11 protein-coding genes are annotated in these 15,590 nt (G+C 47.1%); 4 read left to right on the top strand and 7 right to left on the bottom strand.

From position 1 onward, the window contains the following. Positions 1 to 32: 32 nt before the first annotated feature. The 4 genes from AC6H3C_RS10300 to AC6H3C_RS10285 are packed head-to-tail and all read left to right on the top strand — an operon-like array spanning position 33 to position 3,935. Entirely contained in the window at positions 33 to 722 is a 690-nt protein-coding gene (locus AC6H3C_RS10300) for an ABC transporter ATP-binding protein (protein WP_497520684.1), read from the top strand. Positions 723 to 745: 23 nt separating this feature from the next. Continuing rightward, a complete protein-coding gene (locus AC6H3C_RS10295) occupies positions 746 to 1,921 on the top strand; it encodes an ABC transporter permease (RefSeq protein ID WP_497520683.1) in 1,176 nt (391 codons plus the stop codon). Beyond that, entirely contained in the window at positions 1,918 to 3,189 is a 1,272-nt protein-coding gene (locus AC6H3C_RS10290; RefSeq protein WP_497520682.1) for an ABC transporter permease, read from the top strand. The genes AC6H3C_RS10295 and AC6H3C_RS10290 overlap by 4 nt, the downstream gene beginning before the upstream one ends. An 11-nt stretch (positions 3,190 to 3,200) precedes the next feature. Further along, positions 3,201 to 3,935, top strand: coding sequence for an outer membrane lipoprotein-sorting protein (locus tag AC6H3C_RS10285; protein WP_497520681.1), 735 nt, complete (start codon positions 3,201 to 3,203; stop codon positions 3,933 to 3,935). 276 nt (positions 3,936 to 4,211) lie between these two features. On the opposite strand, the gene AC6H3C_RS10280 is transcribed toward AC6H3C_RS10285, so the two are convergent. From AC6H3C_RS10280 to AC6H3C_RS10250, 7 genes are all read right to left on the bottom strand, one after another. After that, positions 4,212 to 5,798, bottom strand: a complete 1,587-nt coding sequence (locus tag AC6H3C_RS10280) for a glycoside hydrolase family 43 protein (RefSeq protein ID WP_497520680.1) — start codon at positions 5,796 to 5,798, stop codon at positions 4,212 to 4,214. 110 nt (positions 5,799 to 5,908) lie between these two features. After that, complete coding sequence (locus AC6H3C_RS10275) at positions 5,909 to 8,779, bottom strand: TIM-barrel domain-containing protein (RefSeq protein ID WP_497520679.1); 2,871 nt, start codon at positions 8,777 to 8,779, stop codon at positions 5,909 to 5,911. Between the two features lie 150 nt (positions 8,780 to 8,929). Then, positions 8,930 to 9,193 carry a Beta-galactosidase C-terminal domain gene (locus AC6H3C_RS10270; protein WP_497520678.1) on the bottom strand — a complete coding sequence of 88 codons (264 nt, stop codon included), beginning with the start codon at positions 9,191 to 9,193 and terminating at the stop codon, positions 8,930 to 8,932. Positions 9,194 to 9,300: 107 nt separating this feature from the next. Beyond that, positions 9,301 to 11,106 carry a glycoside hydrolase family 2 protein gene (locus AC6H3C_RS10265; protein ID WP_497520677.1) on the bottom strand — a complete coding sequence of 602 codons (1,806 nt, stop codon included), beginning with the start codon at positions 11,104 to 11,106 and terminating at the stop codon, positions 9,301 to 9,303. Positions 11,107 to 11,162: 56 nt separating this feature from the next. Next, complete coding sequence (locus tag AC6H3C_RS10260; RefSeq protein WP_497520676.1) at positions 11,163 to 12,713, bottom strand: alpha-L-fucosidase; 1,551 nt, start codon at positions 12,711 to 12,713, stop codon at positions 11,163 to 11,165. 38 nt (positions 12,714 to 12,751) lie between these two features. After that, the gene (locus AC6H3C_RS10255) at positions 12,752 to 15,175 is read right to left on the bottom strand and encodes a glycoside hydrolase family 2 TIM barrel-domain containing protein (RefSeq protein WP_497520675.1); all 2,424 of its coding nucleotides are present in this window, start codon (positions 15,173 to 15,175) and stop codon (positions 12,752 to 12,754) included. A 128-nt stretch (positions 15,176 to 15,303) separates the two neighbouring features. Then, positions 15,304 to 15,576: a hypothetical protein gene (locus AC6H3C_RS10250; protein ID WP_497520674.1), complete on the bottom strand. Its 273-nt coding sequence runs from the start codon at positions 15,574 to 15,576 to the stop codon at positions 15,304 to 15,306. Between the last annotated feature and the right edge of the window lie 14 nt (positions 15,577 to 15,590).

The raw sequence follows: 15,590 nt of genomic DNA, 5'->3' as shown, positions 1-15,590 counted from the left end.
GAGTACCGGTCATCAATTACAAATTGAAGCATATGGAAATCATTGAAATTGAAAAATTGGTAAAAACATTCCCCATGGGAAAATCAAAGTTTACCGCGTTGAACAACATTGACCTGACAATTGGCCGCGGTGAATTTGCCGGGCTGATCGGACCAAGCGGCTCCGGTAAAACTACTTTGCTGAATATTATCGGCTCATTGGACGCGCCAAGCTCAGGTGAAGCCACGGTGCTGGGGCTGCCTGTCAGCAGGCTTTCGGCAAAAGAGGCGGCCCGCCTGCGCAAAGAAAATCTTGGTTTTATCTTTCAGAGTTATAACCTGCTCGCGGTGCACACGGTTTTTGAGAACGTGGAATTTCCCTTGCTGCTTTTGAATTATACCAAATCAGAACGAAAAAAAATGGTGATGGATGCATTGGAATGGGTCGGTTTGACCGATAAAGCAAAATCGAAACCGCCACAACTTTCCGGAGGCGAGAGCCAGCGTGTTGCCATTGCCCGCGCTATGGTGAAAAAGCCGTCGCTGGTGCTGGCCGACGAGCCAACCGCCAACCTGGATGCTGCCAATTCGCACAACATCCTGCAAACGATGACAACACTCAATAAAGAACTGGACACCACCTTTCTTTTTGCCACGCACGATGAAAAAGTGATCAGCTACCTCCGCCGGAAAATTTACCTGCGCGACGGCAAGCTGGATAAAGATGAAAAGAGTGAACAGTGAACAAAGAATTAAAAAACAAAATCATGAAACTCGCGATAAAACTGGCATACCGGAATTTGATCGGCGCTGGGCTTCGCACCTGGCTCAACGTGATCGTGTTGTCGTTTTCGTTTGTGGTGATCATTTGGGCGAAAGGCATTCTTGCCGGATGGGATTACCAGGCCAAAACCGATATGAAAAACTGGGAAATCGGCGGCGCCCAATACTGGCACGAAGCATACGATCCGTATGATCCGTTCACGCTCACCGAAAGCCACGCGCCCATTCCTGATGGCGTAAAAAACGAAATTGAAAACGGACGCATGGAACCGGTGCTGATTGCCCAGGGGACGATCTATCCGGGCGGAAGGATGCAGTCCGTCCTGATCAAAGGGATCAATCCCAATCAGAACTTGCTGGCGCTGCCATCCCAAAAGCTCGACACGGCCGTGAATGCGATACCCGCCATCATCGGGGCCAATATGGCGCGTACGAATAAGCTGAAAATTGGCGATTATGTCACCATGCAGTGGCGCGACACCAATGGCACGTTTGATGCTGCCGAACTGTTGATCACCGACATTTTTTCGACGAACGTGCCTTCAGTTGATGTGGGACAGGTTTGGATCGCATTGGAACAACTTCAGTCGATCCTTTTGCTGCCGGGCAAAGCAACCACGCTTACTTATCGTGATAACGGCCAGGAACGGCCGGCGTTTGAAAACTGGGTGCACCGCTCTGAAAAAGAACTAACCGCCGAAATCGACGAAGTGATCAAAACAAAAACCATCGGACAATCGATCTTTTATATCATTCTGCTGCTGCTGGCCATGCTGGCCATTTTCGACACGCAGGTGCTCTCTATTTTCCGGCGCCAAAAAGAAATTGGCACCTATGTGGCGCTTGGATACACCAAACGCGAAGTGGTCGGCCTGTTTACGGTCGAAGGCGCCATGCACTCGGTGCTGGCGGCGCTGGTGGCTGCCGTTTACGGCATTCCGCTGCTCGCCTGGCAAGCCAAAACCGGCCGGACCATGCCCGGAGATGCAAGCGATTATGGCATGGCGATGGCGCAAACCTTGTACCCGATGTACAGTTTCGGCCTGGTGGTTTCAACTGTGCTGATCGTGATGCTGACCACGGCGGCAGTGAGTTACTGGCCTTCAAGAAAAATAGCTAAAATGAATCCAACGGACGCTTTAAGAGGGAAAATACAATGATACGATTTCTGTTAAAAGGATTATGGCGCGACAAAAGCAGAAGCCTGTTGCCCGTGTTGGTGGTGGCAACCGGCGTGATGCTGACCGTGCTGATGCACACCTACGTCGCCGGCGTGATGGGCGACACGATTGAAATGAATGCCAAATTTAATACCGGCCATGTTAAAGTGATGACCAGAGCTTATGCCGACAACAGTAACCAGTTGCCGAACGATCTGGCATTGACAGATGTCGATGAATTGGTGAAAAACCTTGCACAGGAGTTTCCCCGGATGGATTGGGCGCCAAGAATTCACTTTGGCGGACTGGTGGATGTTCCGGATGAGACGGGCGAAACGCGTTCGCAGGGGTCCGCCATGGGAATGGCCCTGGACCTGCTTTCGGGGAAAAGCGGGGAAGCAGAACGCCTGAACCTGGAAAAATCACTTGTAAAAGGCTCCATGCCTGTCAATCCGGGTGAAGTGTTGCTAAGCGATGCTTTTGCTGAAAAGTTGAAGGCGAATCCGGGCGATGAGATCACCCTGATCAGCTCGACCATGAACGGAAGCATGAGCATGCAAAATTTCACGGTTGCCGGGACTGTGCTTTTTGGTTCTGCAGCGCTTGACCGCGGCACCGTAATCGCCGATTTGGAAGATATACGGACGGCCTTGGATATGTATGATGCAGCAGGCGAAATAGCCGGGTTTTTCAAAACTGGTTATTACGAGCAGGATTGGGCTGAGGAAGTTGTCGGGAAGTTCAATTCGAAGTACGAAAACGAAAACGACGAATTCGCCCCGGCAATGGTCAGCCTTCGCGACCAGAACATGGCGATGTTTGTCGACATGTCGAAAAGCATATTGCTGATTGTGACCCTGGTTTTTATGCTGGCCATGTCGCTGGTGTTGTGGAATGCCGGCTTGCTTGGCGGCCTGCGCCGTTATGGCGAAATCGGTGTGCGCCTGGCGATGGGCGAAGAAAAGGACCATGTATACGGATCGATGATTGCCGAATCTGTCATGATCGGAGCCGTGGGTTCGGTTGCCGGCACAGCTTTGGGCTTGTCGGTTTCCTGGCTGATCCAGACTTACGGCATCGACATCAGCGGCATGATGAAAGGCGCTTCGGTGATGATGCCTTCAACGATCCGGACACACATTGCCCCGGTCGATTTTTACCTGGGTTTTATTCCGGGCGTCCTTTCAACCGTGATCGGCACAGCCCTGTCGGGGATCGGTATTTACCAGCGGAAAACCGCCCAATTATTTAAAGAACTGGAAACTTAAATTGAAGAATCATGAAAACAATCATCATAAGCCTTTTAACTTTCATTGCAGTGACTGGTTTCTGTCAGCCCAATGCTGATGAAATCCTTGAAAAAGTGGACAAAAATATGTCGGCAGAGAACCGGGTCTTCGAGTCGTCGATGACCATCCACGGGAAACGGAGCAGCCGGACAATCACTTCAAAATCTTATTCGGTAGGCGACAAAAAATCATTCACCGAATATCTATCCCCGGCGCGTGAGCAGGGAACAAAAATGTTGAAACTTGAAAACCAGTTGTGGATTTACTCTCCCTCAACCGACCGCATCATCCAAATTTCAGGGCACATGTTGCGGCAATCGGTCATGGGGTCCGATTTGTCGTACGAAGACATGATGGACGACCGCAAACTGACGGAGGTGTACAGCGCGGAAGTGACCGGCGAAGAAACTGTTGACGGCCGCCAATGCTGGGTGCTCAGCCTGACGGCCAAAGTCCCGGATGTGGCGTACGCGTCACGCAAGGTATGGATTGACCGGGAGCGGTTTATTCCGCTTAAAGAGGAACTATACGCCAAAAGCGGCCAATTACTGAAACGTTCGGCCATGAGCGAGGTCATCCAGGTGCAGGGGCGTTGGTTTCCGACTAAAATCCTCTACAAAGACATGCTGAAACAGGGTGAAGGCACCGAGTTTAAAATGACCGACATCAAATTCAACCAAAAAATTCCGGAGTATATTTTCACAAAGGCTGCATTGAAACAATAAGAAAAAAATGATCTGATAAAGACATAAAATACTGTAAATCATGTACTTTGCCGACTTCTGACTTACATTAATTTCTCTTTCTGTCGGGATACCAGGATTCGTCCTGCGTCCTGTAAGTATTTTATTATCAGAAAGATATCAAAATGTTTTCCAGAAAGAACTCACCGTTTAACTCACCTGAAATTTAATCGGTTTTCAATCAGCTTGAGATGAGCTTGTTACATACAATTATACAAAATAATTCAATTTCCCCGCGGCTTACATTCCAGAGGGCCACTATTGACGTGACTCATGTGGAATATACTCAAACTTGTCGAAGTCGGCGTAAGCGTTCGAGCTTTTACTGGATGAAGTAGCAAACAGCCCCAGATAAATCCCGGTGAAACCTCCCGCTGTTTCGGAACTGATGTACCGCACGTCCATTTTGCCAAGGAGTTCAAATTTTTTACCATCCAGCGAATAGGCGAACGAATAGTAATCGCTGCTACTGCTCACCTGCAAATGGACCTCGCCATTGGGGACCTCAACCTCGCGTTCGGTATGGTTCAACACCCCCAAACGGTAGCGCAGCACCAGGACACGCTTCTTCCCTTCGCCTTGCTTCAGGATTAAGTCGTAATGCGCAGTATTATTCATAAATACCGTCAGACCAGCCTCATCCCCCTTGCGGGCATCGTGAAAATCCACTGCCGTTGTAGCCGTGAAGTTGATGTGCTCTTGCCGGCGCCCAACAAAAGTCGGAGAGTCAACATCATCAATCGACACGGGAGTTGCTTTCAACCGTAGGTACCCTTTTCGTTCCTGCAAGGAATAGTTTTCGAAATTAGGATTTCTTAAATAATTCCATTCAAAGCCTAATTTGTTTTCATCAAAACCGGCGCTGTACGAGCCTTTTGGAAATGGGCTCAACGGCAGGGTGGGCACCTCCATGTTCAAATTGATGGTACCATCGCCGTTGACAACCGGCCACGCATTTTTGTCCCAGCGTACGGGAGCCAGGAAAGTTTCGCGCCCCAACAGGTGGTGAAGGCCGGATTGAGGACGAAAGGCAAGGAACACCATCCACCAGGATCCATCATTGGCTTGCACCAAATCGGCATGGCCCGTACCCTGGATTGGATTGTTCTGCGCATTCACATTCATGTGAGTCAGAATGGGATTTGCCGGATTGGACTCGTATGGCCCGTCGATGCTCCTGCTGCGAGCAATGGTTACTTTATGTCCGTACTCGGTTCCCCCTTCGGAAATCAACAGGTAATACCAACCATCTTTCTTGTAAATATGGGGAGCCTCGGGATAACGCCCGCCTGTACCCGTCCAGATAGCACGGCTTTCGGATAGCTGCTCGCCTGTAACCGGGTTAATTTCGGACAGGTAAATGCAATTAGAGGGATTAGACGTAAGGTAACATTTATCGCCTTCGAAATACAGCGAAGGGTCAATCCCTTTTTGGTCCAGCCATACCGGGTCCGACCATTCGCCTGAGGGGTCATTGGTGTGAACAATGAAGTTGCCTTTATCCGAAACGTTTGTTGTAATCATGTAAAAAACATCCTCGTGATATCGGATTGTAGGCGCGTAAATCCCACCAGAAGGCCGTGTCTTGTCAAGGTTTATTTGTGACGGGCGCGTCAGGCAGTGCCCTATTTTTTTCCAATTGATCAGGTCTTTACTTTGGAAAACCGGCACTCCGGGGAAATACTCAAAGCTGCTGGTTACCAGGTAAAAATCATCACCAACTTTACAAACGCTGGGATCGGGATGAAAGCCCGGGATAACCGGATTTTTATATCCCTGGCCAAAGCTTATCAAATGCTGGCTGACAATGCAGGCAAGAAAAAAAGCAATTTTAATCGGTGTCATATCTTTATATTTTCAAAATAGGTTTTGACCGGGTTCGGATTTTCATTCGATGCTCCAATGCACCGATAACCATTTATTCATTCGCGTTTAAATTCATATCTCTGTTTGGTTTATTTTGACAGGAAAACCACCTGCCTGCGTCCGTCATATTTCACCCGTTGACCTGTGTCATCGAATTTAAAACCCGGTGCTTCGTCTTTGCTTACCGGTACAATCACGAACGTACGCTCTTTCAGCATCCCGTCAAATTCGCCTTGCCGGTCACCGATTGTCAGCGTTCCTTCTACATCGTTGTAACTGAAGGGGATATTTGAGTAGGCGCCTTTCTCGTAATTGTAATTTACACCTTCGTCCTCGTAGAGGGTGAAATTTCCATCCTGACCGCGATAAACATACAGAACAATTGTCTCTGCTTGCTTCTCATCGGTATATTGAATTTCAGGGCCAATCGGGATGATAGCACCTTCGCGGATGTACAAGGGGATCCGTTCGTAAGGGGCATCTACTTTCAACTTTTGCCCACCTTTGATATGTTGTCCGGTATAGAAATCGTACCAGTTTATCCCTTCCGGAAAATAGACTTCGCGGTCGCGAGCCTCGTAGGTATAAACCGGGCATACCATCAAAGCGGAGCCAAACATAAACTGGTCGCCAATATTTTCAACTTTTTTATCTGCTGAAAAATCCATAACCAATGGCCGCATCATGGTGTAATCGTTGAAATAAGTCATACCGGCCATGGTATAAATGTATGGCATTAGCCTGTAACGCAGGTTGGTATAATACAAAATAGAATTATAAGCCGGATGTCCCTGCGGGGCAATGTTCCACACTTCGCGGAATGGGTACTGCCCGTGCGAACGGTATAAGGGTGCAAACGCCCCGAATTGGTACCAACGCGTATTCAGTTCACGCCATTCTTTGTAACCGGCATTTTCTTTTCCGCTTTTGTTATACTCCACTTGTCCGGCAACATAACGGTCTTCAACACAGAAGCCGCCAATATCCATGGTCCAGTAGGGAATGCCACTTATGGCGAAATTTAAGCCGGCAGAAATCTGGGCCTTCATGTCCTCCCAGCGGGTACCGATATCGCCGCTCCAGGTTGCCGTTGAATACCGCTGTAAGCCGGCAAAACCGGACCGGGTAAGCAAGAAAACCCGTTTATCCGGATCGGCATCGCGTTGGCCGTTGTAAATGGCTTCAGCATTCATTAAGGCGTAGGTGTTAAAATACTCCGCAGAAGGTCCTAATGCAGTCGGCCCACACAAAGCCTTGCGATATTCCATATCGGTACAGTCGAGTACATTTGGCTCGCTGGCGTCCATCCACCAGGCATCAATGCCTAAAGGATATAATTTTTCGTATATCTGGTTCCAAAACAGTTTCCTGGCGCCTGCTGAATAAGCATCGTAGAACGAGCCTACATAACCGGGGCCTACCCAGTCGCGAATGCTGTCTGTTACCGCTTGTTGGTACATCCAACCTTTTTCATCGAACTCCCTGAAATGTTGGGTGGTGACATAAAACTTCGGCCATACCGAAATCATCATTTTGCCGTTCATGGCGTGGATTGAATCGACCATTGCTTTCGGATCGGGGAAACGGCTTTTGTCAAAGTCGTGGCTCCCCCAGGCATTTTCCGGCCAGTAGTTCCAGTCCAGTACAATATTATCAATAGGGAATTTCCTTTTTCTGAATTCTTTCAATACACCCACAATCTCATCCTGGGTTTTGTACCGTTCGCGGCTTTGCCAGAAACCCATGGCCCATTTGGGCATCACCTGAGATTTCCCGGTCAGGCTGCGGTAGCCTTTGATGATCTCGTCCATCGAATCGCCATACACGAAGTAATAATCCAGTTTTTTATTCATCTCGCTCCACCAAACCTGGCTGTTACGTTCTTCATCGGGTTGAGGTGTTTGGACACGTAAGCCGCAGTACGACCTTCCGCCGTCGGGCTTCCACTCAACACGCAAAGGCACCCGTTTGCCGGCTTCGAGATCAAACGTGAATTTATACGTGTTGGGGTTCCATGCTGTCCGCCAACGTTCGGGCACCACCAGCTCATTGTTCAGGTAAACCTTTATATAGCCGGCGTAGTACAAAATGAAGCGGTAGGTTCCGCTTTCCGACGCCTCAATCTCTCCTTCATAGGTCACGTTAGCCTCTTTTAAAGGAAAATTTTCCGGCAAGTTCTTTATTGTTTTAATGTCTTCAAAATAAAGCGAATCTTCAGCGCGTACCAGTTGCTGCAAATCTCCGTTCCAACGCTGGTATGTGCCGGTCAGGCTTCCATGCTCCCCTTTTTTATTATAGAGTTGAAAGGCCCGGTTCAATTGTTTGTATTCGCGGCTGTCGCCAAAACGGCTTAACGAATAGCTGTCCCATAAAAGTCCGTAATTTTTGTTGGAAACGATGAAAGGCACCGAAACTTTGGTGTTGTATTGAAACAGCTCTTCGCTTTTTCCTTTATAGTTGAATTCATCCGACTGATGTTGTCCCAACCCGTAAAATGCCTCATCGGCAGGCGATTCAAATAGTTGCCTGATGGAATAAGCTTTCGTTCCTTCTACCTCAACCGGGATAAATGTCCTGCCTCCTCCCGGCTTTTCTGCCAGGATCACACCGCCGTTTTTGTTTTTAAATTTCAGCCCCCCATTCAACTTCGAAACCGATATGGTCAGCCGGGCAGTGCTCAACAGGATCGAATCGCCTGCATCGTCCACATCAAAAGGTACCGTTTGAATACCGGGAACGATGATCAGGCTTGAATCCTTTGGAAAATCTTTATCGGGAGTTGCCGACACGCGGATTATTTCGTCGCTCACTACTTGCAACCGAAGCTTGTTTGCTTCTGATTTTTTTTCCTGCCTGAGGCTTAAAATAACGCCATCTTCTGTTAATTGATATTGCGGTACAGAACATGCTGCAAACAGCAGGCCGGCAAATAAACTCAAATGAATCCTTTTACTTTTCATTTCGGGTTTTTATTAGATTTATCAGGACACTAAGTTCCGAAAAGGATGATGGTTCCCGGGGATTTTATGTGTCCTATAGGGTATGATGACGTATCAAATGACGGAATTGCTCGGGTGAGCGCTTTTTTTCATCGCGATAAATTTCTTTTTTTATTCAGCCCAAACTAAAACTCCAGCCGGTTTCAAGTTTTTCTCGCCAACAAGGATTTTTGCGGTTGCGGGTATATTCATCTCATAATCGGTGAACGAATAATTCACTGCAACATTGAATCCATCGCGCCAGTAAACGTAAACACCTTCCGGATAATTTTCTGTAGTCGCCCCGGCAACCCGGTATATATCGTGCAAAATGTCTTTTCCCAGGCTCGAATCGTCGGTATCGACGCCAGATGTCGACAACCTGGCTTTGTCCATACAAATTAGCACGAATTACGACAAGGCAGATTATTGCAATTAACGTTACTTTAAAATTCATATAGCGTATTGATGATTTGTTACGGCTGACACTCTTAAAGAAATGCTCATTTGTTTCTCTTATAATATTCGTTCATGATATACCAGGCCTTTTTCTTTTCACCGTTTTCAGATAGCAAACCTTTCCGGTTGTAGCCGTTTTGATAAACCTGGTTCATGCGGCCCAACGATCGGTAATCTAACAACAACCACGGGCATACCCCGCACAGGTTGGGGATAGTGCTAAACATTTCCACCTGGTCGATGAATATTTTCTCCTGATAGGCTTCCGTCCAGTAAGCAGCTTCATCAGCAGGGCCGTCATGGTTCCCGAACAAAGCTTCACCTCCAAATTCTGATATAAAAACCGGTTTGTCGGGAAACGCAACTTCCCATTTCGTATCCGCAGGTTTACCTTGCCAGGGGATGTACCAGCCGATGTATTCGTTGACGGCAACCAGGTCGGAATAGTTGTAGAGGGGGTCCCACACATTAAATGTGTTGTTGTCATAGCCCTGGGTATTGACCACATGCACAATCAAACGGGTGGTGTCCAATGCCTTGCATTTTTGGGTGAGCCCAATCAGGGCTTCGTTGCGGTTGGGGGTGCCGGGATATGTTTCGTTGGAAAGCGCCCATACAACCACCCCGCAATGGTTTTTGTCCCTGCGGACCATTTCGTTAAGCATGGTCTCCATTTTTTGGGGTACCAAACTATCCGGGAATTGAATATGCTGATAGACCGGAAGTTCGCTCCAAACCATTAATCCCATTTTTTCAGCTTCCTCAACCATGTTTTCGCTATGGGGGTAATGGGCTAACCGGACTAGGTTACAACCCAATTCTTTTGCCGCATTCAGTAAAACCCGTGCATCATCGCTTGAAAAGGCCCGGGCCTTCCGATACGGGTTTTCTTCGTGGATATTTACCGCTTTCAAAAAGATCGGCTCTTTATTCAGCAGTACTTTGTTCCCCTGCACTTCCATGCACCTGAAACCAATTTCGTCCACAACAGTATCCGTTTCACTTTCAACAATTACCTGGTATCGTTTAGGGTCATCAGGCGACCAAAGCTGAAAATCGGATGAAAATTCAACCTGGGCAATACCCTTGCCGTCTGTTTTAGTTTGGTACGATAGGTTGAGCTCCGGAATTCGTATTGTAATTTTTTGCGCGGCTTTTGTTCCGTTCAGCTGAACCCATCCCAAAACGGTATTCAGACTCCCTTTCTCTAATTGGATGAAATAATCTTCGATGAAAGTTTGACTGGTTTCGATCAAATTCACGTCGCGGGTAATGCCCCCATAATTAAACCAGTCGTAATCAACACCGGGCAGCCCGTTTTTCAAACGCCTGTTGTCAACTTTTACAATCAGGTTGTTGACGCCATCGACTGCCTGGCCGGTAATTTCAAACTGAAACGGGGTAAAACCGCCTTCGTGGCTACCGATCTTTTCGCTATTCAGATAGACCTCGGCCAAATAGTTCACCGCTCCGAAATGCAGGAACAATCTTTTGCCTGACTTTCCCGTATAGGTGAACTGCTTTTTGTACCAAACCATGCCTTCCAGGTAGGTCAGTTCGCACAATTGGGAATTGAAGTCGCCCGGCACATTCAGCGTAGGGCCGCCTTCAAACGAATACTCCACGAAATCGGTTTTTTTCTGGGGCTTTTTTTCCTGCCAAACTTGCCTGTAGTCGCCTGCACCGGCTGGGTCAAGGATTACTGTCCACTTGCCATTTAGGCTGGTGGTATTGTTTCTGCCCTGCACATTTATCATGGCTGTCTGGGCGTTCACACTACTCATGAGAAGGATAAAAACCAACCAAACTAATATCCATTCCTTTATTACTGTCTTTAAGTATTCCTTCATTATAAAATATCGTTTACCGGACGCCTCGCCCGACATTTCAGACAAACATCCGTGTACTACAATTTAAACTCAATTTTGAGAACGGTGGCAATTTCATCCATTGCATCGTCACCAGGCATTGTAACTGTTAGTTTATTTCCACTAACCGACCATTTCAATTCACCGCCGCTTCCGACCACACGAACACCTGAGATCTGCTGATTTTGGTTTGTTTCAAACACATGTTGCAGTTCGATTTCCTTATTGGGTTCGGGCAAGCCCAATAAATAAACATATAAGGTATTTCCATCTTTCGATTTGGCAAACCGGACATCGTCCCGGGTGTATTTCATTGTAGCTGACTGACCGCCAAAATGTCCTTTCTCAAATTCAGCAATTCCATAACCAAAAATTGAATGTGTGCGAGTGTTATAAACGGCTTCTTCATGTTTCTTAATCCATACGCCAATTGTTTTTAAAACATCCTGCTGTTCATGCGGAATGATGCCATTTGCCATCGGAGACACATTTAACAGGACCACCCCCTTTTTACTCCATGCATCGATCATGTTGCGAATGATCAAATCAGCTTCTTTATATTTCAGCCCGTTGGTGTAGCACCAGCTACCGTCGCTGATGGTGATATCTGTCAGCCAGTATTTTTCTGAAATATCAGTTTTCCCGCCCTGCTCAATGTCAACCAATGCGACACTATCCGGCAAGTCTTCCTGTTTATAGAAAGCTATTGGTTCCTGACCACGACTCACAGCAGTATTATAATGGTGGGCCACCATTTTTTGCCGGTATTGCTCCGGAATCATATCCAACCACGAGTCGAACCAAATCATATCCGGTGCATATTTATCAACGACCTCGTTCACTTGTCCTAACCAATAGTCATAAAACTCGTCAGCCGGTATGTTGCCATACAGATATTTAAGTTTTTCATCTTTGGTACTTGTAATCCCGTTCGGATCATAAGCGTAATGACTGTTCCAGCCAACTTTTCCGCTATTGGCCCAAAGGGTGCTGTCGTTTGCATAACGTTGCAGATTTCGGGCGTGATGAAAGGTCGTTATGGTTTTCATATCCCGTTTTTTAAGTTCCGTCAAAAGTTCTCCCGCGATATCTTTTTCGGGTCCCATATCTGCGGCATTCCACGGATTGATCTCGCTGTCCCACATCGCAAAACCATCGTGATGTTCTGCAACAAGGCCGGCAAATTTGGCGCCTGCTTTTTGAAACAGTTCTGCCCATTCTGCAGCATTAAAATATTCGGCTTTAAACATGGGGATAAAATCATGATAATTAAAATGAGGCCCATAGGTTTTTACATGGTAATCGCGAACATCAGCTCCCCATTGTCCTTTTTCAAGGTTTGTATAATACATCCATGCGGGATACCATTCTGAACTGAATGCAGGTACGGAATAAATTCCCCAGTGAAAATAAATCCCAAGTTTGGCATCTTTAAACCATTCCGGTTCGGTATTGTGTTTAGCTAACGACTCCCAGCTTGGCTCATAAATATTTACGGTCTGTTTGGATTGATTTGGAGTACACTTAAGTAAAGTGCAAGCTATGGACAGTAAACAAGCTGTTTTTAAGGTTCTTTTAAGTTGATTCATTTGTTCTGTTTTTTATGATAACTAATTAATTCTCCGAATTATTCGGCCACTAAAGCAGCCGTTGCAACCGGAAGTGTGCCGCTTTTAGCAACAATGGTAATTTCCCCTGTCTGATCGGTTGACTGTATCACGGCAAGACAGCTCCCTAAATGCGCTTCCATTTTTCCTCCTTTAAAAGAGGTGTGACTCTTCTGGTCACCGTTGCCCACCGCAAGCAGTTTGCCCGATCCGTTCACTTCAAATTCAATGACATTGCCGGCAAATGGTACCGGCACATCATTGGAATCGAGCAGTTGTACTGTCACGTAGCACAAATCCTGCTTGTTCGCCTTGATTTTTTGACGGTCAGGCATTAGCACGATTTTCGCTGGTTCGCCGGCTGTTTGTACGGCAAACGACACGGTTATGCCATCAGCCGTTTTGCCAACAGCCTCCAGTCTTCCGGGCTCATAGGGCACTTCCCAAAACAAAAAGGCTTCCTGCTTTAAATCCCATTGGCGGGCTCCCAATGATTTTCCATTTAATAGCAGTTCTACCTCGGGAACATTGGTGTACACATGTACCGCCAAGGTATCTCCAATTTTGTTATGGTTCCAGTGGGCTTCAACTTTGGGCCAGTTCCAAAAAGAAGCCATGTTCCTGTCTCGCGCTGATACGTCGGTTTGTGCAGCGATGTAAACCATCGGCTCATCATTCCAAAGCGCTTTTCGAAACCAGTAGCCGGGCTTGGGAAAACCGCACATGTCAATAACGCCACAATCGGCGCCGCGCCACGGCCAGTTTGGCCAGGTTTTCCAAAATTCGAAGCCGGTGCCTACATGCCCAATGCCGGCTTCGCCAAGATAGTCAAAGCCAGTCCACAGAAATTCGCCCGCCACATAATCTTCCAACTGGCCATCGAGCCATTGCTGATATGAGCGCATTTGCCATGCTTTGTGGTCGTGGTAAGGGTACATCACCGTTTCGGAACCAAAAATAACCCGGTTCGGGTATTTTTCGTGGTCTTCCTTATAAAAAGCTTCCTGGTAATTGTAACCGACAATATCGGGTAATTCAAGCACTCCAAAGGAGTTGAAGTTAACAATCTCGTTGCAGGCCAGGGTGAAGGGGCGCGTATTGTCATGCTTGCGCGCCGACTCAAGCAACATCAGTATTGTTTTATGCGCGTTGTCTTTGTTGTACTGTTCCCTTACTTCGTTGCCAATACTCCAGGCAACAACCGAAGGATGATTGCGGTCGCGCCGGATCCAGTTTTCGACATCGCGCTCATACCATTCTTCGAAATGAGGGGCATATCCTGCTGGTGTTTTCCCGTCCATCCACTCGTCAAAAATCTCGTCGATCACCACAAAGCCCAAACTGTCGGCATAAGCGAGCAATTCCGGCGACGGCGGATTATGACTCATACGAAGCGCATTGCAGCCCATCTTCTTTAAAATCTCCAATTGTCGTTTGTGGGTGTGGTTCAGCACGGCAGCGCCCAACGACCCTCCGTCGTGGTGGTTGTTCACCCCCTTCAGTTTTACATGTTTTCCATTCAGGAAAAAACCTTTATTGGGATCGAATTGAAAGGTCCTGAGACCAAAAGCCGTTGCGTAATTATCAACCACCTCATCGCTGCTCCTGATCTCAACCTGCAAACGGTACAGATTGGGTTGTCCGACAGACCACAACCGGGGATTGTCAATCACCATGTTTTGATCGATTTTCTGTTGTTGCCCCGCTTTTACATCGACTTGTGTTTCGGACAACGCAACTTGTTTGCCTGCCGAATCGACCAGCATTGTCACCACGGTGCAAAGCTGATCGGTTTCGTTGCTGTTGTTCAGTTCGATCGTCACATCGACGCTGGCCTCGTTTTCATTCGCTTTTACTGTACGGGCAAACACACCCCATTGTTTGATGTGCAACTTGTTTTTGGCTATCAGCCAAACATGGCGATAAATGCCCGAGCCCGTGTACCAACGAGAATTGGGCTGTTCCGAAGTATTTACCTTGACCGCAATCAGGTTGTTTTCGCCAACCGGGTTTAAATAAGGTGTCAGATCGTAATAAAAAGAGGAATAACCATAAGGCCGGATACCTAGATACTGCCCGTTAATCCATACTTCGCTGTTTCGGTAAACGCCGTCGAATAATACCGAAACCTTTTTTTCTGAAAAATCAGGTTCTGTAGGGAAGGTTTTTCGATACCAGCCAATACCACTGTAGGTATAACCACCACCAGATCCGGTAGCATATGCCGAGTCAAAAGGATGTTCAATGCTGAAATCGTGCGGCACGTCGAGCAAGCGCCAGTCTGAATCGTTGAAGCCGGGCTGTTCGGCACCAGACTGATCGTTCAATGCAAACTTCCAGTCAAAATCGAAAGGAATTTTGGTGTCATTTTTGGGCTGATTGTCTTCGCAAGATAACAATGCAACGTAACACAATAATGCGATGGGTTGGAATAATCTTTTCACGTCTACAAATAGTTTAGGTATCGTTCTTTTGCGCCGATAACACGAAACTGCACAGAACACAAAACACAGTCGCGAATATTGTTTTCATATTGAAATACTTTTATTGAACTTGTTTATACCTGAAATTTTTAAATGTCACGGCGCCTTTTCCAATGGATCACAATCCGATCCTTAAGCCCAGAAACCCGCTGAGGACGTTGTGGTGCATAGGTAATACTCGAACGACGAATGCACCAAGCAATAGGTATCACCGTCATGAAGGATACTTGTGTCGGGGTAATCGCCGGCAAAACAGGATTCAGGAAATATTTTGAATCTGTTTTGTTCGATTGAGTTTGGTGCTGCGCACCTGCCCAAACCGAACATTGAAGAAGCAAAATGAGTGTGACCGTTTTTTTCATTTGGCTGGTTTTAT

The sequence above is a fragment of the Gaoshiqia sp. US2 genome (genome assembly GCF_059705485.1).
Note: the sequence above shows the minus strand (reverse complement) of the source record. Positions and strands in the feature narration are given on the sequence as shown.

Coding starts and splice junctions, on each gene's coding strand:
- AC6H3C_RS10265 (WP_497520677.1), bottom strand. CDS start 11,106: ATGAAGGAATACTTAAAGACAGTAATAAAGGAATGGATATTAGTTTGG.
- AC6H3C_RS10290 (WP_497520682.1), top strand. CDS start 1,918: ATGATACGATTTCTGTTAAAAGGATTATGGCGCGACAAAAGCAGAAGC.
- AC6H3C_RS10270 (WP_497520678.1), bottom strand. CDS start 9,193: ATGGACAAAGCCAGGTTGTCGACATCTGGCGTCGATACCGACGATTCG.
- AC6H3C_RS10295 (WP_497520683.1), top strand. CDS start 746: ATGAAACTCGCGATAAAACTGGCATACCGGAATTTGATCGGCGCTGGG.
- AC6H3C_RS10250 (WP_497520674.1), bottom strand. CDS start 15,576: ATGAAAAAAACGGTCACACTCATTTTGCTTCTTCAATGTTCGGTTTGG.
- AC6H3C_RS10260 (WP_497520676.1), bottom strand. CDS start 12,713: ATGAATCAACTTAAAAGAACCTTAAAAACAGCTTGTTTACTGTCCATA.
- AC6H3C_RS10300 (WP_497520684.1), top strand. CDS start 33: ATGGAAATCATTGAAATTGAAAAATTGGTAAAAACATTCCCCATGGGA.
- AC6H3C_RS10280 (WP_497520680.1), bottom strand. CDS start 5,798: ATGACACCGATTAAAATTGCTTTTTTTCTTGCCTGCATTGTCAGCCAG.
- AC6H3C_RS10285 (WP_497520681.1), top strand. CDS start 3,201: ATGAAAACAATCATCATAAGCCTTTTAACTTTCATTGCAGTGACTGGT.
- AC6H3C_RS10275 (WP_497520679.1), bottom strand. CDS start 8,779: ATGAAAAGTAAAAGGATTCATTTGAGTTTATTTGCCGGCCTGCTGTTT.